At 37.7% G+C, this 24,368-nt stretch carries 21 protein-coding genes; 14 read left to right on the top strand and 7 right to left on the bottom strand.

The window, feature by feature from the left end; genetic code table 11:
• Positions 1–176: 176 nt before the first annotated feature.
• The 5 genes from VB797_RS19155 (at position 177) to VB797_RS19135 (ending at position 6,683) form a co-directional block, all read left to right on the top strand.
• A complete protein-coding gene (locus tag VB797_RS19155) occupies positions 177–854 on the top strand; it encodes a class I SAM-dependent methyltransferase (protein WP_323239322.1) in 678 nt (225 codons plus the stop codon).
• Between the two features lie 238 nt (positions 855–1,092).
• Complete coding sequence (locus VB797_RS19150) at positions 1,093–2,958, top strand: NAD(P)H-quinone oxidoreductase subunit F (RefSeq protein ID WP_323239321.1); 1,866 nt, start codon at positions 1,093–1,095, stop codon at positions 2,956–2,958.
• A gap of 85 nt (positions 2,959–3,043) precedes the next feature.
• Complete coding sequence (locus tag VB797_RS19145; protein WP_323239320.1) at positions 3,044–4,549, top strand: NADH-quinone oxidoreductase subunit M; 1,506 nt, start codon at positions 3,044–3,046, stop codon at positions 4,547–4,549.
• Between the two features lie 207 nt (positions 4,550–4,756).
• Positions 4,757–6,076 carry a CO2 hydration protein gene (locus VB797_RS19140; protein WP_323239319.1) on the top strand — a complete coding sequence of 440 codons (1,320 nt, stop codon included), beginning with the start codon at positions 4,757–4,759 and terminating at the stop codon, positions 6,074–6,076.
• Between the two features lie 226 nt (positions 6,077–6,302).
• Positions 6,303–6,683 carry an endonuclease domain-containing protein gene (locus tag VB797_RS19135; RefSeq protein WP_323239318.1) on the top strand — a complete coding sequence of 127 codons (381 nt, stop codon included), beginning with the start codon at positions 6,303–6,305 and terminating at the stop codon, positions 6,681–6,683.
• A gap of 71 nt (positions 6,684–6,754) precedes the next feature.
• Here VB797_RS19135 and aroA read toward each other — a convergent pair whose 3' ends face one another.
• Positions 6,755–8,098, bottom strand: a complete 1,344-nt coding sequence (gene aroA / locus VB797_RS19130) for a 3-phosphoshikimate 1-carboxyvinyltransferase (RefSeq protein WP_323239317.1) — start codon at positions 8,096–8,098, stop codon at positions 6,755–6,757.
• A 153-nt stretch (positions 8,099–8,251) separates the two neighbouring features.
• Between aroA and VB797_RS19125 the strand changes: the two genes are divergently transcribed.
• Positions 8,252–8,764 (top strand): hypothetical protein, encoded by a 513-nt coding sequence (locus tag VB797_RS19125; RefSeq protein WP_323239316.1) that lies wholly within the window; start codon positions 8,252–8,254, stop codon positions 8,762–8,764.
• A 73-nt stretch (positions 8,765–8,837) separates the two neighbouring features.
• Here VB797_RS19125 and VB797_RS19120 read toward each other — a convergent pair whose 3' ends face one another.
• Complete coding sequence (locus VB797_RS19120) at positions 8,838–9,419, bottom strand: thioredoxin family protein (RefSeq protein ID WP_323239315.1); 582 nt, start codon at positions 9,417–9,419, stop codon at positions 8,838–8,840.
• 333 nt (positions 9,420–9,752) lie between these two features.
• Between VB797_RS19120 and VB797_RS19115 the strand changes: the two genes are divergently transcribed.
• The 4 genes from VB797_RS19115 (at position 9,753) to VB797_RS19100 (ending at position 13,147) form a co-directional block, all read left to right on the top strand.
• Positions 9,753–11,252 (top strand): thymidylate synthase, encoded by a 1,500-nt coding sequence (locus VB797_RS19115; RefSeq protein ID WP_323239314.1) that lies wholly within the window; start codon positions 9,753–9,755, stop codon positions 11,250–11,252.
• Positions 11,252–11,803: a dCMP deaminase family protein gene (locus VB797_RS19110; RefSeq protein WP_323239313.1), complete on the top strand. Its 552-nt coding sequence runs from the start codon at positions 11,252–11,254 to the stop codon at positions 11,801–11,803. The genes VB797_RS19115 and VB797_RS19110 overlap by 1 nt, the downstream gene beginning before the upstream one ends.
• Positions 11,804–11,814: 11 nt before the next feature.
• Entirely contained in the window at positions 11,815–12,552 is a 738-nt protein-coding gene (locus VB797_RS19105) for a dCTP deaminase domain-containing protein (RefSeq protein ID WP_323239312.1), read from the top strand.
• 130 nt (positions 12,553–12,682) lie between these two features.
• A complete protein-coding gene (locus tag VB797_RS19100) occupies positions 12,683–13,147 on the top strand; it encodes a nucleoside 2-deoxyribosyltransferase (RefSeq protein ID WP_323239311.1) in 465 nt (154 codons plus the stop codon).
• A 175-nt stretch (positions 13,148–13,322) separates the two neighbouring features.
• On the opposite strand, the gene VB797_RS19095 is transcribed toward VB797_RS19100, so the two are convergent.
• Positions 13,323–13,859, bottom strand: coding sequence for a P-loop NTPase family protein (locus VB797_RS19095; protein WP_323239310.1), 537 nt, complete (start codon positions 13,857–13,859; stop codon positions 13,323–13,325).
• 704 nt (positions 13,860–14,563) lie between these two features.
• On the opposite strand from VB797_RS19095, the gene recA reads away from it, so the two are divergent.
• Positions 14,564–15,655: a recombinase RecA gene (gene recA / locus VB797_RS19090; RefSeq protein WP_323239309.1), complete on the top strand. Its 1,092-nt coding sequence runs from the start codon at positions 14,564–14,566 to the stop codon at positions 15,653–15,655.
• A gap of 434 nt (positions 15,656–16,089) precedes the next feature.
• Here recA and VB797_RS19085 read toward each other — a convergent pair whose 3' ends face one another.
• Both VB797_RS19085 and VB797_RS19080 read right to left on the bottom strand, forming a co-directional pair.
• On the bottom strand, positions 16,090–16,851 hold the full coding sequence (locus VB797_RS19085; RefSeq protein WP_323239308.1) for an FHA domain-containing protein: 762 nt from the start codon (positions 16,849–16,851) through the stop codon (positions 16,090–16,092).
• An 870-nt stretch (positions 16,852–17,721) separates the two neighbouring features.
• Positions 17,722–19,338 (bottom strand): serine/threonine-protein kinase, encoded by a 1,617-nt coding sequence (locus tag VB797_RS19080; RefSeq protein WP_323239307.1) that lies wholly within the window; start codon positions 19,336–19,338, stop codon positions 17,722–17,724.
• A 575-nt stretch (positions 19,339–19,913) separates the two neighbouring features.
• Here VB797_RS19080 and VB797_RS19075 point away from each other — a divergent pair.
• Complete coding sequence (locus VB797_RS19075; protein WP_323239306.1) at positions 19,914–20,081, top strand: metallothionein; 168 nt, start codon at positions 19,914–19,916, stop codon at positions 20,079–20,081.
• Between the two features lie 87 nt (positions 20,082–20,168).
• On the opposite strand, the gene hemL is transcribed toward VB797_RS19075, so the two are convergent.
• Positions 20,169–21,467 carry a glutamate-1-semialdehyde 2,1-aminomutase gene (gene hemL, locus VB797_RS19070; protein WP_323239305.1) on the bottom strand — a complete coding sequence of 433 codons (1,299 nt, stop codon included), beginning with the start codon at positions 21,465–21,467 and terminating at the stop codon, positions 20,169–20,171.
• Between the two features lie 119 nt (positions 21,468–21,586).
• Between hemL and VB797_RS19065 the strand changes: the two genes are divergently transcribed.
• Together VB797_RS19065 and hisIE are read left to right on the top strand one after the other, a co-directional pair.
• Positions 21,587–21,721, top strand: coding sequence for a hypothetical protein (locus VB797_RS19065; protein WP_323239304.1), 135 nt, complete (start codon positions 21,587–21,589; stop codon positions 21,719–21,721).
• Between the two features lie 152 nt (positions 21,722–21,873).
• Positions 21,874–22,521, top strand: a complete 648-nt coding sequence (hisIE, locus tag VB797_RS19060; protein ID WP_323239303.1) for a bifunctional phosphoribosyl-AMP cyclohydrolase/phosphoribosyl-ATP diphosphatase HisIE — start codon at positions 21,874–21,876, stop codon at positions 22,519–22,521.
• 277 nt (positions 22,522–22,798) lie between these two features.
• On the opposite strand, the gene VB797_RS19055 is transcribed toward hisIE, so the two are convergent.
• Positions 22,799–24,052, bottom strand: a complete 1,254-nt coding sequence (locus VB797_RS19055; RefSeq protein WP_323239302.1) for an MFS transporter — start codon at positions 24,050–24,052, stop codon at positions 22,799–22,801.
• Positions 24,053–24,368: the final 316 nt, after the last annotated feature.

Below are 24,368 nucleotides of genomic sequence, written 5' to 3'. Positions count from 1 at the left end.
GCACCCTACGAGCAGAATATGCCTTTTTGCTAAGTCCTAATAGTAAAGAAGGCGATTATGCAAACTCCATTATAAACTGGGTAGGAATGTTAAAAAGATAGCAGACGAATAAATAATTAAGAATATTTGACTATCTGACAAACCTAAATGTTACTAAAATAACCGTGTAAAATTAAATGCAATCTAATTTTATTAAAGCTTGGCAAGAAGACGGTCTAATCATAAGTTCTCGCTATGAAGATAAAATAGCGGCAGATGGAATGGATTCGGCGAAAAGTCTTGGTGAGAGAAGTAATAAAAAAGATTTTTTATTTCACTCTAAGCTTTTTCAAGGTATTACTCTTAACGATAATTCCTCTATTTTAGATATTGGATGCGGTAAAGGAGAATTATTAACTTTTCTTAATCATCATTATCCCGAAGCACAAATTGATAAATATTTAGGACTTGATATTGTTGCTCCCTTTATTGATTTCGCACGGAATCATTATCCGCATTATCAGTTTCAACTACAGAATTTTGCCTCGAATAAATTTTTCCTCGATGAACCTTTTGATATTGTTGTAGCTTTAGGTGTTCTGGTTTCCCGCGTCCGAAATTATACAGAATATGTGGAATATTTTATTGATAAAATGCTGAGATGTAGTTCCAGACAAGTCTTATTCAACTTGATTAGCGAAGTTGATATTTCTGCGGAAAACTATATCAATTATATACAGGTCGGTCACTCTACAACCTTTTCTAAACAGGTTCTCGAATCGATCTTAGATAAATTTGAAAATATTACATTCACTATTATGGAAGAGAAAATCTTTTCCGACGCTACAGATATGTTTATTCGTATTATAAAGTAATTTATTAAACATAGATGAAACTCTATACATATAATCGGAAACTAATATATAAGAATTAATTACACTTAATATCGCTTAATTATCTAGCAAACCCATTCCTTTTTGCTGGATATAAAGGTAATCTATATGTAATTGAGATTAATTAGTTTAATCTTATGGAAAATTATAAGTATTACTTTCAATAATCGGTTGTAACTCTATAGCCGTATTTTATGCTGCTTTATTTAGAGGTGAATTGATGGCGCAATATCTGCTAGGAACAGTTTGGTTGGTGCCTATATATGCCTTGGTTGGTGGGCTTTTAGCTGTCCCTTGGTCTCCAGGAATAATTAGGAAAACTGGACCAAGACCTGCTGGCTATGTCAATCTAATCATGACATTTTTGGCTTTTCTTCATAGCGCGATCGCATTATCCGCGATTTGGAATCAACCAGCATATCAAGTATTTATACCTTGGTTAGAAACTGCTGGTCTGAAGCTATCCATCGAGTTAGAAATATCTGGGATTAGCGTTGCCGCAATGACTGTAATTAGTGGTTTAAATTTGTTAGCTCAGATTTATTCTATTGGTTACATGGAGATGGATTGGGGTTGGGGACGCTTCTATTCTTTATTGGGAATGTTTGAAGCTGGTTTGTGTGCGTTGGCTTTGTGTAATAACTTATTTTTTAGCTATGTAATTCTGGAAGTTCTGACTTTAGGAACTTACTTATTAGTAGGTTTGTGGTTTAGTCAACCTCTGGTAGTAACGGGTGCTAGAGATGCTTTCTTAACAAAAAGGGTAGGAGATTTATTTCTGTTGATGGGGGTATTAGCAATATATCCTCTGGCTGGAACTTGGAATTACAATGATTTAGCACAATGGGCTGCAACAGCTAACGTCGATCCGAAATTAATGTTTTTGGTATGTTTAGCCTTAATTGCTGGTCCGATGGGTAAATGCGCTCAGTTTCCTCTGCATTTGTGGTTGGATGAAGCGATGGAAGGACCTGTTCCCAGTACCATTTTACGGAATTCGGTAGTTGTGGCTAGCGGTGCTTGGGTATTAATTAAGCTACAGCCAGTTTTAAGCTTATCACCGATAGCTTGTAGTGTAATGGTGGCTATTGGTGTAATCAGTGCGGTGGGTGGTTCGTTAATTGCGATCGCGCAAATTGACATCAAGCGCTGTTTATCCTATTCGGTTAGTACCTACATGGGTTTAGTATTCATCGCTGTAGGAACGCAACATGATGAAACTGCGTTGTTATTAGTACTTACCCATGCTTGTGCTGCGGCTTTGTTAGTCATGAGTACGGGGACAATCGTCTGGAACAGTATTACTCAAGATATCACCCAGTTAGGGGGATTGTGGTCGCGTCGTCCCATATCGGCAATCGCTTATATAGCAGGCTTTTTGGGTTTAATTGGCTTTCCTCCTTTAGGTAGCTTTTGGGCATTATTACAACTAGGTTCGCAACTGTGGACGACTAAACCTTGGTTAGTAGGAGTAATTATCATCGTCAATGCTTTGACAGCGGTAAGTTTAACCAGGGAATTTGGCTTAGTTTGGGGTGGTAAAAGTAAACCCATGAGCGTCCGTTCTCCGGAAGTTAGCTGGCAAATGATTCTACCAATGATGATTTTGTTTGGTTTTGTACTGCATCTACCTTTGCTATTACAAAACTTATCGATTTTACCAAATTGGGAAACTTTGAATAAAGATGTTGCATTGTTATTAATTTGGTCGAGTATTTTCGGTTGTAGTATCAGCGGAGTAATTTACTTAGGCAATATTCCTAAACCTGTACGCTTCCCCTGGAAAGGTTTTCAAGCTTTATTTGCTAATGATTTTTACACAGCTAAGCTATATAAATTGAGCATTGTTTTAGGTATTGATTCACTCTCAAAATTAACAGATATGCTTGACCGTTCCGTTGTTGATGGCATCGTTAATTTGGTTGGGTTAGTCTCCCTTGGTGGTGGCGAAAATTTAAAGTACAGCAACTCCGGACAAACTCAATTTTATATGTTTACCGTACTTTTAGGAGTCGGTATCTTGGGAATGATTATTACCTGGCAATTTTGGGGAAATCAGTTTTTACACTTAACAATGGGCAGTTAGCAGTCAACACTGAAGAATTATCATTTATCAATGCTCTATGCCCAATCTCCAGTCACAATTAACATCTAACAACTAATAACTAATAATGATAAGTTCTTTAATTTGGATACCTATTTGGGGAGCGGCAATCATCGCGTTATTGCCCGGAAAAATTTCTGCGGAGCGAATTCGTTTAGGTGCTGGATTGCTGGCAATAATCACTTTTATTTGGAATCTGTTTTTACTATTCAGATTTGACATTAACAATCCCAGCATCCAGTTACAGGAATATCTTCCTTGGAATGAAACTCTCGGTTTAAGCTATCAATTGGGAGTTGATGGAATTTCAATTTTAATGTTGTTGTTAAATAGTCTACTTACCTGGATTGCTATTTACAGCAGCAGCAAAGATACTCAACGTCCCCGACTTTTCTATTCTTTGATTTTATTAGTCAGTGGTGGTGTTGCCGGTGCATTTGCAGCCCAGAATTTGTTGCTATTTTTCCTATTTTACGAACTCGAATTAATTCCTTTTTATCTATTAATTTCGATTTGGGGTGGAGAAAAACGCAGTTATGCGGGTATCAAATTCCTGATCTATACCGCTGTTTCTGGAATCTTAATTTTAGCTAGTTTCTTAGGTATAGTTTGGCTAACGGGTGCTTCTAGTTTCAATTACGATGCGATTTCTACGCAAAACTTATCTGCAACGCTGCAAATAATTTTACTTGCAGGAATAGTCTTAGGCTTTGGAATTAAAATACCCTTAGTGCCTTTACATACATGGTTGCCCGATGCTTATGTAGAAGCAAACACACCTGTGGCAATTATGTTGGGTGGAGTGCTGGCAAAGTTGGGAACCTATGGCATTTTAAGATTTGGATTGAGCTTATTTCCCGAAACTTGGAGTACCTTTGCACCGACCTTAGCAATTTGGGGAGCAATTAGTGCCATCTATGGAGCAGTAACGGCGATCGCTCAAAAAGACATCAAGCGGATGGTAGCATATAGTTCCATCGCTCACATGGGCTACATACTTATAGCAGCTGCTGCTAGTACACGTTTAGCGTTAGTGGGTGCTGTTTCCCAAATGTTCAGTCACGGTCTAATTTTAGCCATCCTGTTCCATTTGGTGGGAATTGTGGAAAGCAAAGTTGGAACTCGTGAGTTAGATAAGCTCAACGGTTTAATGAGTCCGGTACGAGGATTACCGCTGATTAGCGCTTTACTTGTATTAAGCGGTATGGCTAGCGCTGGTATTCCCGGTATGACGGGTTTTATTGCAGAATTTCTGGCATTTCAAGGTAGCTTTAGCGTTTTTCCGATTGAAACATTGTTGTGCATTGTTGCTACAGGCTTAACGGCAGTTTACTTTGTAATTCTGTTAAATCGTACCTGTTTTGGCAAACTTGACAATAACTTAGCTTATTACCCCAAAGTATTGTGGAACGAGAAAATGCCAGCGCTAATATTAGCAGCTTTGATCGTATTTTTAGGAATCCAACCCACTTGGTTAGTACGTTGGAGCGAACCTACAACCTCCGCAATGGTTGCACATATTCCCGCAATTGAAAAAACTCTAACTCCACAAGTAGCGCTGAATCAAAATTAAGTGAATAGGGAATAGGGAAGAATAAAAATTACCTATATCTTTCTCTATTTCTTTCCTTTGCGCTCTCTGCGTCAAGCATCGGTTTTTTTAATCGTTAATAAAAGAAGCAAGTTATAGGAATAGCAATAAATAATTATTCACTTCTTGCTTCTTACCCCGTTCTCTATTCCCTATTGCCTACTCCCTACTCCCTAACTAATAACTAAAATGGTACAAACATCAGAGCAAAAAACAGCAAAATTACCACCATCAAATCACGAATTTGCCGAAATAATTCACCGCTTAGAAGCTGGTGGCTCAATGTTACCGGATACCCCGGAAAACTTAATGCAAATTATCGGTATTTATAAAGCATACGCCGTACCGATGGATTTCTACTGGCGCGATTTACTTTACATTGCCGAAAAAGAATTTTTAAATCCTTTTCCCTTCTTTAAATATTTTCTACCAAAAGAGTATTTACAAAGACATAATCACTATGCAGGAGATGATGCCGATTTAAGAGTTTGGCGCGGTGAAGCAACAGCGCATCCAGAACTTTTGGCATTTATTGAGAAAGGTGAAACTATTAAAATGCCAAAATTGTGGCATCATTTATTTCACGACCGAATTAACATGGAATTTGCCGAAGCCTGTATGCGAGCAATGCTGTGGCACGGTAAAGACATGGGTTTAGGTAAGTTTGATGAATATCTAGATACCGAAGAATATAAGCAAAATGCGGATAGAGCAATTAAAGCTTACTTTAAAGGTAATCCAGTAATGCAGTTGCTCTATAAACTGTTCCCAGATATGTTTTTAGAACAGTGTCGTCAAGCTTCTTATTATTCCAACTTAGGTTTATTTTGGGAAGTCATGGCACCAGTGTTCTTTGAGATGTCAGATCTGTTTGACGAAGGAACAATGACAACCGTACCCCAAGCAATGGATTTCTTGGTGAATGGTATTTTTGCAGTTGCAGGTCGTCCTATTTACCATAACCTTTATGTTGGCAAAGAATGTTACGAAATTGTTCCCAAATCCAAAGGTTTTGTCTGGTTATATGAAGCCGCACTACCTTATGTAGAAGCAGTTTTTTATCGGACTGCACCTTTCCGAGGTACAAAATCTTATAACGCTCAAGCCAAACAAATACCTTCAGAACAAAAAGACTTTCACTATGGAATTCTTTACGCTGATGTCTTTCCCGTAGGTACCGCAGGAATCCCTCCAACATTATTAATGCAGGATATGCTGCATTTTTTACCACAATATTTAGTTGATTATTATCAAGAACATTGTCGTGGTGAAGAAGACATTTTAATTCAATTAGGAGTTACTTTTCAACGTTCGATGTATAACGTCACATCAGCAGTAATTCAGGCTTTACGCACGGCACTTTTATATCCTTTAGATGATGAAAACCCCGAACATTTACAGGCAAATCGAGACTTTTATGAAATGCAGTTAAATCGATTTACTCGCTCCGATTATGGTATGAGAAATGCAGCGAAGTTAAGAGATATTCAGCAATCAGATTATCGGTAGATCCCCCCAACCCCCCTTATTGAAGGGGGGCTTTTTTTAGTAAATTTATTGTAGAACGGATTATGGTCAGATCCCCCCAACCCCCCTTATTGAAGGGGGGCTTTTTATAAATAGTAAATCTACTGTGGTGATAAAAAAAATACATATTTATATTGTGTTTATAAAAAACATTCCATTCCCCCCCCTTCTTAAGGGGGGTTAGGGGGGATCGTACCGAGAATTGATAATGACTAAACAACCAAAATTTATTAAAACAGCTTACCATTTACCCTATAATCCAAAACTTATAGAAAAAGCAAAAGAACTACGAAAAAACATGACTCCAGCCGAGAAAAAGCTGTGGAATAACTATTTAAAAACATTAAAAATTCGATTTCTACGACAAAAACCTATTGATAATTTTATAGTAGACTTTTATTGTGCAAAGTTAAAATTAGTAACTGAAATTGATGGAGAAACCCATTTTACAGATGAAGCAAAAATTTACGATTCACAAAGAAAATTAATATTACAAGGTTATGGACTTCAAGTGATTAGATTTACTAATGAAGATGTGTTAAATAACTTTGAAGGTGTGTGTGAGTCTATAGAAAATTTAATTAATTAAGTATTTGCTTTGAATCCCCAAAATAATTCCTACCCTGAGACAATACTGAGGATAAGAATTATTACATTTAATTAAATAATTGCCTTAAGGGTATCAAAAAAATCGGGATAAGAAACTGATGCAGCTTCCGCACGGTCAATAGTAGTCGAACCCGATGCATTCAGAGCAGCGATCGCCAAACTCATGGCAATGCGATGGTCGGTAAAGCTGTCAAGTTCGGCACCAGTGAGGGGAGTACCGCCAGTAATTTCCATACCGTCGGCTAATTCATTTACCTTAGCTCCCATTGCGTTGAGTTGGTCTGCCATTGCAGTAATGCGATCGCTCTCCTTAACTCGCAATTCTGCGGCATCTTTAATTATGGTGGTACCTTCGGCAAACACTGCTGCTACGGCTAAAATGGGAATTTCATCAATCAATCTTGGTATAATGTCTCCTTCGATAGTACAGCCTTTAAGCTTGCTCGAACGAACCCTTAGATCGGCTACAGGTTCCCCTGCAACTTCCCTCTCGTTTTCTCGCGTAATATCAGCCCCCATCATCTCCAAAGCCTCCAAAACACCAGTACGAGTCGGATTAACGCCAACATTTTCGATCAGCAACTCCGAATCTGATACAATTGCACCAGCTACCAACCAAAAAGCAGCCGAACTTATATCTCCCGGTACAATTACGGTTTGTCCGTATAGCTGCACTGGGCCATTAACACTAACGCTATGAGTTTGGTGATCAATATCCAATTTTGCGCCAAATGCTTGTAACATTCGTTCGCTATGATCGCGAGACAGCGCGGGTTCGGTAACGGTAGTTTTACCCTCAACCGACAAACCAGCCAGCAAAATACAAGATTTAACTTGGGCGGAAGCTATGGGAGAATGGTAGTGAATCGGTTTGAGGTTTTGCCCGCAAACTGCCAAGGGTGCTTTAGAATTATGATCTCTTCCCCAAATTTGCGCTCCCATTTGTTGTAGAGGTTTAACAACACGAGACATCGGACGCGATCGCAAGGAATTATCTCCTGTTACGGAAAAAAAACGTCCCGCATGGGATGCCAAAATTCCTAACATCAATCGCAAAGTAGTACCAGAATTGCCAGCATCTAAAACATCAACGGGTTCGAGTAAATTGCCCAGACCAATACCTTTAACCCTGACCAATTCTGTGTTCAATTCTGTTACTTCTGCCCCCATTGCTTGGAAACAACTGGCTGTACTACGGGGGTCTTCTCCTAGAAGCAATCCTTCTATACGGGTTTCACCGACCGCGAGTGCGCCCAGCATCAACGCTCGATGGGAAATAGATTTATCACCGGGGACTCGAATTCTACCATTTAAAGATAGTCCTTGAGTAGGTCGTCGAACAACCAATTGAAGGAGGTCTTGTTTAATTTCTACGGTTATGACAGGAGCCGACATTAGGATAAACTGGCGTGTAACTGTACGAGAAAGTTATACCAAAGAAAAAGCTTAATGTGTAAACTTCTTCGCCCTTTATCCTACCGTTAAACACCGCACACCTTACCCTACATTAAATTTATTTATCCAATAGCTTCTCAATTTATCCCTCCCATGCTGACTCATCAACGTAAACCCGTTCACTTATCATTAATTTCAACAGATTTACCAGTTGAATCTGTTGTAGAAACTGCTGCTACTTTATACCAAAAAGATAGCGAGCGCTTTCACCTGTTATTAAACGCACCACCGATCAAAAGTTGGCAAGAAGCTGAAGCCCAATCACCAAATACCCTTGCAACACCAGCCCAAACTAATGCTCGTGTTTCAGTAAGCCCCAGGATTTTATGGTTAGAAATATCACCTTATAGAGTTACCATGACAATGCAAGGCAATCCACACCTAAGTTACCGTCACTTCTGGGAAAAAGGGGTTTACGGTATAAGTCGCTACTGGCTACCTAGCGAATCCTTGCAAAATAACCAACCAATCCGTCTGAGAAATTTTACTCGTAATCTTACCTTGAGCGGGCATCCTTTACCAGAACACCTGCGGGTAGAATACGAATTATGGGGTGGAAAAGTTCAATTAGGACATTACATCCTCAACTTAGAAATTCAGCATTAACTTAAGAGTTAGAAGTTAAGAATGAGGAGTTAAGAATTATGAATTATCTTTCCCCTTGTCTCACTTCTATCAACTATCCAAAATAATTCGGTTCATTTCCTGGTTTCCACTTAATATTGCAACCGATACTCGGCTTTTGTTCTTCTGTTAAGGATTTACCTGTTAGAACAGCATCTATCGCATTACGTAAATCTTTACCCGTTAAGGGTTTACCATTGCTCGGACGACTATCATCTAGTTGTCCGCGATAAAAAAGTTTGAGACTCTTATCAAATAGGAAGAAATCAGGTGTACAAGCCGCAGTATAATTTTTTGCAGTCTCCTGAGTTTCGTCATAACATAAAGGAAATTTGAAATCCAATTCCATCGCCATTGTTTTTAGTAAATCAGGTGCATCATCTGGATAATTTTTAACATCATTAGCACTAATAGCAACAATCCCCAAATCGCTCTGAAAATAATCTTTTCCTAACCGAGCTAATTCTTCCTCTAGGTGCTTTACAAATGGACAGTGACGACAAATAAACATCACGAGTATTGCTTTTTTACCCGTAAATGTAGAAAGAGAAATAGTTTCCCCCGATACTACATCGGGTAGTTGAAAATCCGGAGCCTTTGTTCCCAAAGACAACATTGTTGAAGCAGTTAAAACCATAATTTGTACCAAGAATAAAGTTCAGGATAAAAAATATTGTCAAATATTGCGTGCGGATTTTTAAATTGTCAACTTTTGATGAATTATACGCAAGATTTAGTTCATTTAAATCGTAAGTTACGAAATTATTAATTAGCGCTAATTGGTAATAGACGCTTTATTAACAACTTCCAATAAATCAATCACACGGCTTTTACAGACTGCATAAAGCTCGTTATAAGCAGTTAATCATCACTATTATCTCTGTAAATTGTAAAAAAAGTTAAAGTTGAAGACAAGATTTATTGGTAAAGTGCTGGTGTATTGTAAGCTATAGAGTTCGTACCTATAAACATGACAGCAACAGCATCTAAATTTCAATACAAGCCACTTTACAAGCCTAATCAATTAGCTTACGGTTCGGGACAAGTAGCAATAGTTACTGGATGGACTGTAAAAAGCAATCTGCAAAAACGGCTTCAGCCTCAAGAGTATGCTGTAATTGGACAGTTATACTCACCTACAAGAGGGATAAATTTACTAATACGTAATTTGCTATTCAACCCTCACGTAGCATACTTAATTGTCCTAAATGCCACAAAAGAAGATAAAAATGCAGGAGCCTGTGAATGTTTGTTAGATTTTTTTCGCAACGGTTTTGTTCAAAGCGTAACTGATACCGGACATAATGCTTGGAAAATTAATTCTTCTACAACCGGATATATTGACATAGAAGTTGAAGATACAGCCTTAGAAAAACTGCGAGAATCTATTGAATGCAAAGAAGTAGATTCAATAGAAGAAGCAGTACAAGAAACGCGAAATTTTGGCTCTATTGCCCTTACAAAGGAGAATAAAATATGGGGTTCTCCGCTACAATTTCCCATGTTGGTGAATCAGCCTACAGTTTTACCTGGAAACCGTTATGGACATAGAATTGAAGGTAAAACAATTGCAGAAACTTGGGTTAAAATTATTCATCGTATAAAAACTACAGGGGTTATTAGACCAACTGGCTACGATGGGAAATGGCAAGAATTGATTGATTTAATGGCTGTGATTACCGATGAACCTTCAAAATTTTATTTTCCAGAACCTAATTATTTACCAGTAGATCGCAATTTTATTCAAGAATATCTTTCACAAATTTTAGATGATGTTCCCTATCGTGAAGGAGTAAAATATACATATGGTCAGCGTTTGCGTTCCTGGTTTGGACGCGACCAAATTGAGCAAGTAATTAATAAACTTATTAAAGAAATTGACGCGGCTTCAGCAGTGATGAATTTATGGGATGTAAAAGACCATGAAAAAGGTGGAAGTCCTTGTTTAAATCATATTTGGTTGCGAGTGGTTGATAAAGAACTTTCATTGACAGCAACCCTTAGAAGTAATGATATGTTTTCTGCTTGGGTTGCAAATGCAATGGGTTTACGGGCTTTACAACAACATATTAGAGATGAAATACAGGCACGTTCTCAGTGTGTGTTAAAAATGGGACCGCTGATTACCATTAGTCAATCAGCGCATATTTATGATGATACTTGGGATTCAGCAGATAGACTGATTCAACAACAATATGCAAGAATTTCTAAAAACATAGATTATTGCGATCGCGCTGGAAACTTCTTAATTGAAATTGTAGAAGATAAAATTGTTGTGACTCAAACAACACCAGGTAGCGGTGAAGTTGTAGCTCAATATAAAGGTAAAAATGCTTTGAAGTTGGTTCGAGAAATTTGCACCGCTTCACCAGCAATACGTCCCGATCATGCCGCTTACTTGGGAATTGAATTACAGAAAGCGGTCGAGCGTTTAAAAACAGATAAGCAATATATTCAGGATAGTAAATAATGAGTTTTAATGAGCAACGCCCTACATGGGATGAATATTTTCTCATGTTAGCTAAATTAGCCGCGACTCGTTCAACTTGTCTTGCATTTCCCGTGGGTGCAGTAATTGTTAAAAATAAGCAAGTTGTAGCAACGGGCTATAATGGCTCTCCATCAGGTTCGAGTCACTGTAGCGCTCAAGGATACTGCTATAAAGACCTGAGTAGCTGCGATGCTAGTAAAACTTTACCATCACGCGCCGTACACGCAGAGGCAAACGCCATTGCTCAAGCCGCGAAACATGGTATTTCTACAGAAGGTGCCAGTATTTACGTTACTTTAGAACCTTGTTTGTCTTGTTTAAAGTTAGTAATTTCTGCCGGAATTAAGGAAGTTTTTTACGAAACGACCTTTAATAGTGGAGAAAAAGCCCTCGTTCGAGATTCATTTATTCAAGAGGGTTTAGTAACTTTAAAGCAGATTCATTTGTCACAAGAAATCACTCAAAAAGCAGCAAACTTTTTATTGTCTCCGACATCTGTTAAGAGCGATAACTTAATACATAATCTGTAAATTGAGATAATATGTTGAGCGATACAGATATTAGAGAGCAAATAGAAATAAGAACAAACGATTCTACGAAGGGAATATCTATAGAACCATTTGACAATAAATATTTGACTCCTGTTGGTTACGATCTAAGAATCGGAATTAAAGGATTTTCGTGGAATAACAAACGTGTAATTGAGATAGAACAGGAAAAACGAATTGAAATTGAACCCAAAGATACAGTAGTAATTGAAACCTTGGAATCTGTGAGTCTTTCTAAAGAAATTGCAGGTACCATACATTCAATGGTTTCACAAACAGTTTCTCAAGGTTTATCTCACATTTCTACTACTATAGACCCTGGGTGGACGGGTAAGTTATTAATCTCAATTCACAACTTCCGGGATTGTTCTGTAGAACTTGAATTTAGAGATTCTTTTTGTACGGTGTGTTTTCATAAAGTTGAATCAGAATCAAAAGTATCTTTGGGAAGACCAGTTGATAGAGATGATTTATGGCGACAACTTTTGGATAAAGCAAAAGAAGAAAAAGATAGACAAGCAAGAGAACTAGATAGAAAAAAAGAAAAGAGCAAAAAAGAGGTTAGAATTCGTATCAGCTTGTTAGTTATTTTTATATTATTAGTTATTTCTCTAGGCTTCCTAATTTCTTTCAAAAACCCTACTTTAGGTGCTGCCTTTGCGACATTTATCGCTGCGTTCAGTCCAATTATCAACGAACGATTAAAGCCATTTAAAAACACTGACGATTAAACCAAGTATGGTATATCTTAATTTAAGATTACTACATTTGATATAAGAAAAAATAAAACGGAGCTTTATGCCTGTAATTGTGTATTGATAAATATAAAAATTTACTAATATGACTTGATAGTAAAAAAATATGAATACAGAAAATATCCGCATTTATATATCTGGAGCGTTGACAGGAATAGAGAATTTAGAAGCCATCAAATCATTTTATGAGGATATTAGCTCACTTTGCAAAAGTATGGGGTTTGACAGTTATGTCCCACATTTAAACACTGACCCTATCAATCATCCTAATATTAATCCTAGACAAGTTTTTCAAACTGATAAGCACCAAGTAAGTTTATCGGATTTGGTAATTGCTTATCTTGGTTTTCCCTCTTTTGGTGTAGGTATGGAGCTAGCTTATGCAGAAACTAAAAATATTTCTGTTATTCTTCTATACGAAACAAATAAAAGCATTTCTAGATTTCCACGCGGCATCCCCACTGTATTCTCTGAAATCAAATTTAACGACTATCAAAATGCTTTAAATAAACTTGAACCAATTTTAGAAGAGTGGAAAATAAATTATATTAAATCATCCACCTCGTCCTAAGCTGCTGCCAAATCGTTTTTAATCATAAGTAAATTTAATTCAAATCAATCTAACAGCATACCGTGAAACAGCTTAGCTACGAACAGAAAACTAGGGGTTACGAGTTAAAAGTTAAGAATTACAAATTATTTTTTAATCTACTCCCTTTCCTCACCTCCCCCTCCCCATCCTCAACTTACAGCCGATTAGGACGACGAATTTCGGTAATTTCGTCTGCTAAGTCCAAGATAGCTTTAGGCATTTCCGCACCAGTAAGAATAATATCAACACTTTGGGGACGGTTGGTCAAAAATTCTAAAACTTCTGCTTCGGGAATTAAACCAAAGTTCATAGCTAAACTTAATTCATCTAATACAACGAGAGCATAATTACCTTTATTAACTACACTTAACGTATGTTGCCACAACAAATGTAATGACTCGCTTTCAGTATCATCTAAGTGAGGTGTATCGATGCAACGCGGTAAATCACAGCGAATCCAATGCAAATTTTGTCCCAATACAATGGGATTATCTTGTCCCTGACGAATACCACCCTTGAGAAATTGCACTATCAATACTGGTGTACCTTGACCTGCTATTCTCAGTGCTTGCGCCATCACGTCAGTAAAAAAGCTACGGTAAGAACTAGTGAAAACCTTTACTAATCCTTTGATTGTATGCGATCGACTAACTGTCGAATTTAGACTTGGAGTTTCTAGCTGAGCAACCATAATTTAATGTAACAAAAGGACTATAGATTAAGTGTTCGCGCTTATACGTTATTTAGCAAACTTACTTATTAATTAATTAAGATTGATTAGGATATAATATATTATTTAAAAGCCATCTGCATTCTTAGTCAACCACTACACTTACGCTTAAGTCAATAGTTATCAAAATTTATATTTGTATTGTCAAAAAAGCAATATATGGTAAAAATAAAGACATATTTTATCTTAGAGTCAAATTTACGAAATTTTTGAATAAAGTTTAAAAAATAGTTGTAATATTCAGTAAAATCTTAATTATAGAGCATTGCTATTAGACCGAAAACTCATCAAATAACTGATTGGAATGTTAAGTATGTCTAGATATGATAAGCGTAGCCTATACAAAAGTTATATCACAAGCCGATGACTAACTAGATGTGCAACGTCGGCTTAAATTGTTCTACAAATAAATAGACTAAACCATCCCTGTTTAAATATATGTATAATTAATGTTTTCTTGCTTGCGATCGCGCTTAGTGAAACTAAACAAATGCGTATCGTCTCATGCCCAAAAGAAAACTAATTATGAATTTTCATGTTTAATATTCCTTAAGAATACCCAAGCTTTACTATATAACGTTCGGTAGTGCTAAGATGGCACAATAGTACATCTGTTTTATTAATATCAAACCAACATCCCAGATCCATATATTTTAGAGGCTCAAATGGCGGTTAACACAGACAACTCAAGCAAAGAGAATGCAGGTAAGAAAAAAGCTCTCGATATGGTACTGAGCCAGATAGAGCGGACTTTTGGTAAAGGTACAATCATGCGTCTTGGGGATGCAACCCAGATGCGTGTTGAGACGATTTCCAGCGGCGCACTTACCTTGGATTTAGCATTAGGTGGTGGCTTACCAAAGGGACGAGTAGTTGAAATTTACGGACCGGAAAGCTCTGGTAAAACAACAGTAGCGCTGCACGCAGTGGCTGAAGTGCAAAAACAAGGCGGAATAGCCGCTTATGTAGACGCAGAACACGCTCTTGACCCGACTTATGCAGCTGCATTGGGTGTAGATATTGAAAACCTCTTAATCTCCCAACCAGACACCGGAGAATCAGCTTTAGAAATCGTAGACCAGTTAGTACGTTCTGCTGCGGTTGATATCGTGGTCATTGACTCAGTAGCTGCATTAGTTCCCCGCGCAGAAATTGAAGGCGATATGGGCGATACTCACGTCGGTCTCCAAGCGCGATTGATGAGCCAAGCCTTGCGTAAAATTACTGGTAACATTGGTAAATCTGGCTGCACAGTAATGTTTATTAACCAATTGCGGATGAAAATTGGTGTCAGCTACGGTAATCCAGAAACTACTACTGGTGGTAACGCTTTAAAATATTACTCTTCCGTGCGGTTAGATATTAGACGCATTCAAACCTTGAAAAAAGGTACAGAAGAATTTGGTATCCGCGTTAAAGTCAAAGTCGCTAAAAATAAAGTTGCACCACCTTTTAGGATTGCCGAGTTTGACGTTATTTTCGGTAAAGGCATTTCAACATTAGGCTGTATTGTTGATCTCGCGGAAGAAACCGGCGTAATTAGCCGTAAGGGAGCTTGGTACAGTTATAATGGTGATAATATTTCCCAAGGCAGGGACAATGCCATCAAATTTTTTGAAGAAAAGCCGGAAATGCTCGAAGAAATTAGGCTAAAAGTTCTTGAAAAATTAGAATTAGGTGCTGTTGTTTCTGCGAATTCCGTAGTACAGCAAAGCGACGAGGAGAATGAATCTGAAGAAGAATTTGAAGAAGAATAACGTTTAACTCCGTCATAAATACTTATCTTATCTATGAAGGTGAATGATAGCTAATAGGTAATGTAAATCCAGATTACCTATTACAATATTTTATAGTCGAAGAGGTCTATAAAATACCAGCTATATAGTCAGTGATTAGCCGGACTTGGTGTTATCAAATGAATTTTAGTTTGTATTTTATAAATTAAGGCGGCTAATAGATATTAGCCGTCTTTACCCATATTTGTAACTAATATTTTTCACCAACATTTTTTGGAGAAATTAAGTATTCATTTTTTAATACCTTTTGAAAGCGGCTATTACTTACTGCATTAGATAAGTTATAAGTAAGTCGGCACAAATAAAACCGACTATGCAACGTTTGGGTAAATTGGCTGTCTTCGCCTTATCCCTACTGCCTACGCCTGCCTATTTATGATTAAAATAAGTTTCTATTACTTACTATAAAAGGTGTCTAAAATATCGGATTTCCATTGTTGGCTTAGCTGTTCCTCGAAAGTTTGCATCTGAGCTATTTCATCAACAAAATTTTCTCCTTGGGTGCATTCGTTATCCAAAAGCTTTCGAGTTTTATTTCTACTTCTGTAGTATGCTAAGTTGTCTAATTTTTCATTACCTGTTTTAAGCCCCAACTGCATTAGCAATTCTACTGCTACTGTAGGCAAAATACGGCAACTATTATTGTCGAAAAATGAAAAAGTAATATTACCTACCCGAACAACATCCCCCTCCTCAAGTTTTGTCGGTTGATAAATCTGTTCGCCATTGATATAAGTACCGTTAGTACTGTTAAAATCTATTAAATAAAATCCTTGCTCAGTGTATCGAATAGCAGCGTGGCGACGAGATACGTATTTGCTATTAATATAAATTCCGCTGTTGCGATCGCGCCCTATAGTCCAAGTATGCTGAGGCTGTCGTAAACTTTGGCTTTTACCATCACATAGATTTGTTGTTACATAAACTATCTCACCATCAACAACAGCCTGTATGTAATGCGATCGCCTTATCTCCAACGAAGATTCGGATAAGTTTTCTAATTTGAGAATCTGTTCTAGAAGACTGCCATGATTTTCATACAGCTTAACAAAAACTCTATACAGAGTTAATCGCTGCTGTAGTTCTTCTGATAAAGATTCAGGCGTTATATGTGAGCCTTTCACTGGTAAAAAATTCAACTCGCTAATATTGCTCATAATCTAGTCTCAGCTTAGGGCCAGACACAGCTAATTATACAGGTTTACAAATATATCTCTACTGAAATCTGGGGCAGAATGGGTTTTGTCGGCACATAATTTATTACCTCCATCTCACTTGCAAAACGAATACTCTTGCTTACATTTATACCTGTATTTTTGCCTGACATTATGAAACTTTTATTTAATAAGGTTAACTTTTCTTTACTTAGTCTTATATTTTACATTTTTTATGCATATAATAAGCTCATTTTTTATTAAAAATGTCTTAATTTTTTTTGCACAAGATCGACCGCGATCTATAAGTTCCTGAATAAACAAACTAGCAGGCTTGTATGTTATTCGCCTTTATTTATAGTGAGATTAAATAATGAAAATTTTCTAACTTATTGCAGGGAATGCCAGTAAAATTACTTATTTACATCTGAAGTTCAAAACTCAGAAAGCGCATTTTTTATTTATGTTTCTAACCTTCTGCCCTCTGCCTTTTTTATAATTGAAAAACCGATGGTGTAAAATAAATTGTAGTTTATTAGGAAATTTTCTTATTTAGATAGTTAATTCAGTATTAAATTTAAACAAAATCCTCTATAGTAATCCTAAAACGAAAGGAACTATAGAGGAAATCTACTTATGTTATAAAGTTTACTATTTATGGAGCGTCTATTTATTTATAGAAAATCCTTGACAAATTTTTCAACAAGCCATGTGCAGTCACAATATCGAGACTGTTTTCCTTATCTTTCGGGGTTCTATCTCAGTGCTAAACTTTTCGCCTGCTTTATTAAAAGCTAATATATCAAGGTTTACGATGATTAAAGCTTAAATAAAACTTATTAAAACTAAATATTTTGCTAGTTTTTTCTTAAATCACAATAAACCTCTTCTACCGTTAGGACGTATAGTCATCCAGTTGGTTTTAGCTAACGCTAACTCTTCTGGAGAGATTTTAGCTCCGGTAAGATTCGCACCACACAAATTAGTTCCGCGAAGGTTGGCATTACTTAGGTGAGCATAACTAAGATCGGCACCTCGCAGGTCTGCTAATTCAAGGTCAGCATGATTAAAATAAGCTTTACTTAGATTGGCATCTCTGAGATTAGCCTTGTTTAAATTAGCTCGTCCAAAGTCGCTATTATAAAGATTTGTGCCTTGCAGGTTAGCTTTTTCAAGCTTAGAAGAATGAAAATTTGTTTCTGATAGATCTGAGCCTTGTAGGTTTAGCAAACTTAAATTGTGTGAAGCAAAATCCCGTCTTCCCTTCAAATAAGCTGTTAGTAAGCTTTCAGAACTTAAGCGGCGATCTGGATTCGATTTATAAACGGAAGATTTAGTCGAATCTGATGTAGAAGCTGCTGCTCTTGATGTTAGAACGCGATTGTTAGCTGTTCCCATACGGAAAGCATTGCCGGAAGCCGCTTTAGCTTTTCTGGCTCTAATAGCTGCTGCAACTTGAGCTACTCCTGCACTAGAAAAACTAGTAGAAGAATTGTTCGCATTTGTATTGGAATCCCCAAAACCTGTCGAAGTTTTCTGACTGCTAACAGGATTTGAAGGAGCAGATAAACCAGAAGTTAAACTATCAAGGTAAGGCTCCATCTCCATTGCTCTAAGAACTTCATCCGCTGACTGGTAACGATTGCGGACTGAAACATCCATCATCTTTGCTAATACTTGTGCAAAATGATCGCTTACGTGTACGAGATGTTGCCACATCACCTCACCCGTCGCAGGATTATATTCCAAGTCCTTGGGAGATTTACCAGTTAGTAGATATATACAAGTAATCCCCAAAGCATAAATGTCGCTACTGTAAACCGGACGCATTGCCATTTGCTCGGGAGGAGCAAAACCGGGAGTCCCAATAGCATAGGCAGTTAATGCTGTTTGTCCCGATTGCATTGCTGCTGTCTGACTAACTTGATTTTTCACAGCACCAAAATCAATCATCACTAATCTGGAATCCTGAGCGCGACGAATCAAGTTAGCCGGTTTAATATCGCGGTGAATAACTTTTTGGGAATGGATGTATTGCAGTAATGGTAAAATTTCACTCAAAAACTGCTTGACTCCTAGTTCGCCTAATACTCCGTTGTGTTTCACCTCCTGCTGTATAGTTGAACCGTGAACATATTCCTGAATTAAATAGAAATGTTCGTGGTCTTCAAAATAATCTAGTAAACGCGGAACTTGGGGATGATTCCCAATCTTGCCTAGGGTCGTGGCTTCTCGCTCAAATAATTCCCGTGCCATTTGTAAAACATGAGGTGCAGTTCCCGAAGGACGTAGCTGCTTGATTACGCAACTGGGTTCCCCCGGTAAGGCTTCATCTTGTGCAAGAAAAGTCGCTCCAAAGCCACCTTGACCCAAAGATTTGGTAACTCGGTAGCGATCGCGCAACATAATTCGCGCTCCACAAGATTGACATCTTTCACTAAAAGGCAGGTTTTCAGGATTGAGACAGTTCGGATTTAAACAGTAGCTCATGCACTGTCAACTCGCTACAAATATAACGGGGAGCAATTACTCTATTTCTATTATTGAGAGATGAATTCCAAGATGCTAGGTGCAAATTGCTGGATTAGTTTTGAAGAGTTTCTAAAGTTAGATAGATATTTGATTAATTATCAGTAGATATACGGTATTTTCTGCTTTTTCTGCTTATTTTTTAACTATTTAAGTAGGTTGGTAGAAATAAATCAAACTATATAACAGAATGTAAATTAAGCTCTCAAAGAGAAGACGCTTGCGCGTCAACAAAACCCTTCCCCTATTCCCTTTTCATAAGTGTGATTTTTAACGCTGACCTACTTAATTATTAATTCGCATCGGTAATTGATATATAGGAATCCGTTTTGTCTGAATAACTTGCAGGAGTTAGGGTTGGGGGGAATGGGGAACAGAAAATGTACTCAGTCTTTTATGCCCTCCGGACACGCTCCGCTAACAAAATTCTGCGGAGTAATCCTATATAAAAATAAAAGTATGCTATTATATATATGAATATATGTTCATATGTTCTATCGTGTTTGTAAAAAGTATTTTCCGGAGGCTAAGGAAAAATGACAGCTACAGTAGAATTAATGAAATGTGCTTGTGAAAAATGTTTATGTATTGTCAATGTCGAAAGTGCAGTTAATAAAGACGGTCAATACTATTGCTCCAAAGCTTGTGCTGAGGGTCATAAAACCATGACGGGTTGCGGACATAGTGGCTGCGGTTGCAATTAATTAACTTGAACTGTTTTTGAAATGTTTAATCCCGCCTTATATTTGAGACGGGATTGACGAATATATGGGAATTACTCCAATTGCTGCTTACAGACCAGACATTACATCTCGTGCAGCTTGCAAAGTTCGTTCAATATCTTCTTCAGTGTGAGCTATGGAGGTAAACCCAGCTTCAAATTGAGAAGGTGCTAAGTAAATACCATGTTCTAGCATTCCTCGATGGAAACGTCCAAATTTCGCAGTATCCGAAGCTTTTGCATCTTCATAGTTGTGAACAGGACCGCTTGTAAAGAACATTCCAAACATCCCGCTGATATTACCCCCACAAGCTGCATGACCAGTATCGAGCGCAACTTGTAATAACCCATCGGCTAACTTTTTAGTAATTCGTTCTAAATAGTCGTAGGTACCGGGCTTTTGCAACAATTCCAGAGTTTTAATTCCAGCAGTCATTGCTAAAGGATTGCCGCTTAAAGTTCCGGCTTGATACATTGGACCTGCGGGTGCGACCATAGACATGATATCTTTACGACCACCATAGGCTCCGACAGGTAAACCACCGCCGATAATTTTACCCAAAGTGGTTAAGTCTGGAGTTACACCAAACTTCTCTTGAGCGCCACCGTAGGAAATACGGAAACCCGTCATAACTTCATCAAATACCAACAATGCGCCGTGTTCGTGAGTGATTTCGCGCAATCCTTCCAAAAATCCAGCATCAGGAGTAACAAAACCAGCATTTCCGACTACAGGCTCTAAAATTACCCCAGCAATTTGGTCGCGGTTTTCTTCAAATAGCAATTTTACGGCTTCGAGGTCGTTGAAGGGCGCGGTTAGAGTGTCCCTGGTAACAGATTTCGGAACCCCTGGAGAGTCAGGTAAACCCAAGGTAGCGACCCCAGAACCTGCTTTCACCAAAAACATATCCGCGTGACCGTGGTAACAGCCTTCAAATTTGATAATTTTGTCTCGTTTAGTAAAAGCTCGCATCAGCCTTAACACGGCCATACAGGCTTCTGTACCAGAATTAACAAATCTTACCATTTCAATACTGGGTACAGCATCGATAACCATTTCCGCCAAGACATTTTCCAAAACCGAAGGAGCGCCAAAGCTGGTACCTTTTTCTAGAGCAGAATGGAGCGCAGTAATTACTTCAGGATTAGCATGACCGCAAATTGCCGGACCCCAAGTACCTACATAGTCGATATATTCATTGCCATCAACATCCCAAATGTACGCGCCTTTTACTCGGTCAAAAACAATCGGTTGTCCGCCTACAGATTTAAACGCACGCACGGGAGAATTTACTCCTCCCGGCATCAAGTTTTGAGCCGCTGCAAAGATTTCTTGCGATTTGGTAGTTTTAATCGTTGTATTTACCAAGGCTGTCTCCTAGAGTGTGATTAATAAGGGTCTATTTTTTGATAAGGGCTAATACTGTTTCAAACTTATATCTTAATAAATAAGCTGAATTAGCGTTTTCTGGAAAATAACAATATGTTATGCAAGTCAAATCAGGATTTGCCGTATTGAGGCGATCGCCAAAAGGTAGGCTGTTAAGAATATCTATCGGGCGGCTTTTAACTCGGCACATCATTGCTACGGTGAAGCTTCTAAAGCGCATCAATTTACTTTAAGTGCATTGAGAATGCATTCAGCGATGCAAAGAAACGTTGTTATTTGAGCTATTTAGTTAGCATAAAGGAAAAACATCCCATTTAGATACACCATACAGAATGATATCGTGAATTTATGAATCATTCTTATTAATGGGCGGTATCTAGCTGGTATGTTTTTTTCTGTAACCGATTCGCAAAACGACATCCCCGTTGACAAAATTCGCTACGATGAACGAGGTTTGGTGCCAGCTATAGTCCAAGATTATTTAGATGGCACTGTTTTAATGATGGCGTGGATGAACAAAGAATCTTTAACAAAGACTTTGGATACTGGTGAAACTTGGTTTTGGAGCCGTTCGCGGCAGCAATTGTGGCATAAGGGTGCAACCAGCGGACATATTCAAATGGTGCATAGTCTTCGCTACGACTGTGATAGTGATGCTCTTTTATTTGGTGTAGAACAAGTGGGCGATATTGCTTGTCATACTGGCGAAAGAAGTTGTTTTCATCAGGTTGATAGTCAGATTGTTCCACCTCCTGCGGATACTTTGTCACAATTATTTAACGTCATATCTCACCGACGCGATCATCCCACGGAGGATTCTTACACTTGCAAGTTATTTCAAGGTGGTGACAATAAGATTTTGAAAAAGATTGGCGAAGAATCGGCTGAAGTCGTTATGGCCTGCAAGGACGATGATGCAGATGCTATTGCTGGAGAAGTTGCTGATTTGCTATATCACACTTTAGTCGCTTTAGCTCATCACAATGTTGATTTAAAATCTGTTTATCGCAAGTTACAAGAGCGCCGTAAATAATTTTTTTTGAAGTTCTATAGCTTTGAATGTTTATTTATCAATAGTTCAAAGCTATAGGATTTTATTTAATTGTTTTGTAGGCTGGAAAAATTATTTTTTTGCGGAGTAAATTTCGCTGCACTTTCAATGGTACAATATTTTTATAATCGGAATATTAACAAAAATATTATTTTAAGACATATTTCCATTATAAAAAGAATAATATCACGAATCGCGCCATCAGTTCAACATATACAATTAATTTTTTTGAAAAACTCGCATATTACAAAGCGAAAAGTCATTGCACAGAAACCAAACGATATAGGTAGCGTAAAATGGCGATCGCGAAAAAAACGCTTACAGACAAACTTAACCAAAAAGTATTAATTGCAAATTGGGATTGGTCTAATGCCCAACCACCTAAAGGGGGACCAATAAAATAGCCAATAGCCCAGCAAAGAGAATTAATCGAGAAATAAATACCGCGTTTATCTGCTGGAGCAATATCGCTAACAAAAGCTGCGGCCGATGGTGTATAGGAAACTATAGCTAAAGCAAATAAAAACAATGCAAAGGCTGCCCAAACTATTGAGTAAGCAGATGAAACACCTGTTATCCAAATACAAACAAATCCAATTGCCCATAATACGGCAGAAATCGTGAGCGATAATGAGTGTGATAAGCCCTTCATCAAGCGAGCAACGGGCAATTGGGCAATTATCGCGACTATCAAATGCCAGGTAAAAAGAGCGCTGATAGTTGTCTGAGTAAATCCTTTATTTATTTCATCTACCTGAATAAAATTCTTGAAATACAAAGGAAGAGTACTGTGCAACTGAGAAATATAGGTGGTAAAAATAATATTAACTAAAACAAATATAAGCAAACGATGATCGCTTAATGCTGCGATCCAAGAAGCTATTTGTTGCGAATTTGTATCTGAGGGTGTAGTTACGTGATGAGGAGTTTTTTTAATTGCTGCATAAATAACAGCGAAAAATATAATAAATGATACACCATCAATAATAAATAACAAGCGATAACTAGCAGTAGTAGCTACCAATGCTCCTGCTAAAACAATTCCCAAACCCAAACCAATATTGTCTGCAAATCGAGTAATAGCGAAAGCTTCGCGACGATTTTTATTATTAGTTAAATCGGCAACTACGGCTTCAGTAGCTGGCCAATACAGACCTGCACCCAACCCACCGATCAAATTACCAATAATAAGGCTGACAAAATTATTAGTAGCGGCTAAAACTAAAGAACCAACTGCACAAATCGCTGCTGAAAGTAGTAAAGTGCGACGACGACCCCAAAACGGAGAATCAGCTAAAGAACCTCCCAAAATCCGCCCGACAATCCCTGAAAGTGAACTACTACCCAAAGCTATACCAACGGTAGTTGCCGATAAACCAATTTGATTAACAAAGTAAATAGGAGCATAGAACAAAGTAAAACCCGTACCCAATTCACTTAGCAATCTACCGATAGCTAAAATCCAAATTTGAGTATCAAGAGTTGGCAAATGCTTGCGGAGAAAGGATTTCATGGGCGAGTAAGCAAAATAGGGGTATTTTTTTTGTAATTCTTATTATTAACTGGAATTTTCCTCATTGATTCCACATGATTTCCACAGACTCTCAAGGGGTTTTCCACAGCTTTTTTACGTTTGGATAGGCTTTAGAACACATTGCTGAGGATTCTTAGACAGCAACAACAGTGGTTTATAAAGACTGAGTTATCATTAAATATTGTAACAATATAGAGCATCTAAGCTTGATTATTCCGTGAAGAGGAAAATTTTATACCATGCTTTGTAACATTTCGCAGCATTGACAAACCTACCCCCTTTTAGCGCAAAATGA

Source organism: Rivularia sp. UHCC 0363 (genome assembly GCF_034931125.1).
Taxonomy (GTDB): Bacteria; Cyanobacteriota; Cyanobacteriia; order Cyanobacteriales; family Nostocaceae; genus Rivularia.
This window is presented reverse-complemented; position numbering and strand designations above follow the sequence as displayed.

What these genes read in the sequence shown, in the direction of transcription:
- aroA (WP_323239317.1), bottom strand. Translation starts at nt 8,098, where the DNA reads ATGTCGGCTCCTGTCATAACCGTAGAAATTAAACAAGACCTCCTTCAA.
- VB797_RS19125 (WP_323239316.1), top strand. Translation starts at nt 8,252, where the DNA reads ATGCTGACTCATCAACGTAAACCCGTTCACTTATCATTAATTTCAACA.
- hisIE (WP_323239303.1), top strand. Translation starts at nt 21,874, where the DNA reads ATGTTTTTTTCTGTAACCGATTCGCAAAACGACATCCCCGTTGACAAA.
- VB797_RS19100 (WP_323239311.1), top strand. Translation starts at nt 12,683, where the DNA reads ATGAATACAGAAAATATCCGCATTTATATATCTGGAGCGTTGACAGGA.
- VB797_RS19150 (WP_323239321.1), top strand. Translation starts at nt 1,093, where the DNA reads ATGGCGCAATATCTGCTAGGAACAGTTTGGTTGGTGCCTATATATGCC.
- VB797_RS19065 (WP_323239304.1), top strand. Translation starts at nt 21,587, where the DNA reads ATGCAAGTCAAATCAGGATTTGCCGTATTGAGGCGATCGCCAAAAGGT.
- VB797_RS19120 (WP_323239315.1), bottom strand. Translation starts at nt 9,419, where the DNA reads ATGGTTTTAACTGCTTCAACAATGTTGTCTTTGGGAACAAAGGCTCCG.
- VB797_RS19110 (WP_323239313.1), top strand. Translation starts at nt 11,252, where the DNA reads ATGAGTTTTAATGAGCAACGCCCTACATGGGATGAATATTTTCTCATG.
- VB797_RS19140 (WP_323239319.1), top strand. Translation starts at nt 4,757, where the DNA reads ATGGTACAAACATCAGAGCAAAAAACAGCAAAATTACCACCATCAAAT.
- VB797_RS19080 (WP_323239307.1), bottom strand. Translation starts at nt 19,338, where the DNA reads ATGAGCTACTGTTTAAATCCGAACTGTCTCAATCCTGAAAACCTGCCT.
- VB797_RS19135 (WP_323239318.1), top strand. Translation starts at nt 6,303, where the DNA reads ATGACTAAACAACCAAAATTTATTAAAACAGCTTACCATTTACCCTAT.
- recA (WP_323239309.1), top strand. Translation starts at nt 14,564, where the DNA reads ATGGCGGTTAACACAGACAACTCAAGCAAAGAGAATGCAGGTAAGAAA.
- VB797_RS19095 (WP_323239310.1), bottom strand. Translation starts at nt 13,859, where the DNA reads ATGGTTGCTCAGCTAGAAACTCCAAGTCTAAATTCGACAGTTAGTCGA.
- VB797_RS19145 (WP_323239320.1), top strand. Translation starts at nt 3,044, where the DNA reads ATGATAAGTTCTTTAATTTGGATACCTATTTGGGGAGCGGCAATCATC.
- VB797_RS19075 (WP_323239306.1), top strand. Translation starts at nt 19,914, where the DNA reads ATGACAGCTACAGTAGAATTAATGAAATGTGCTTGTGAAAAATGTTTA.
- VB797_RS19055 (WP_323239302.1), bottom strand. Translation starts at nt 24,052, where the DNA reads ATGAAATCCTTTCTCCGCAAGCATTTGCCAACTCTTGATACTCAAATT.
- VB797_RS19115 (WP_323239314.1), top strand. Translation starts at nt 9,753, where the DNA reads ATGACAGCAACAGCATCTAAATTTCAATACAAGCCACTTTACAAGCCT.
- VB797_RS19155 (WP_323239322.1), top strand. Translation starts at nt 177, where the DNA reads ATGCAATCTAATTTTATTAAAGCTTGGCAAGAAGACGGTCTAATCATA.
- VB797_RS19085 (WP_323239308.1), bottom strand. Translation starts at nt 16,851, where the DNA reads ATGAGCAATATTAGCGAGTTGAATTTTTTACCAGTGAAAGGCTCACAT.
- VB797_RS19105 (WP_323239312.1), top strand. Translation starts at nt 11,815, where the DNA reads ATGTTGAGCGATACAGATATTAGAGAGCAAATAGAAATAAGAACAAAC.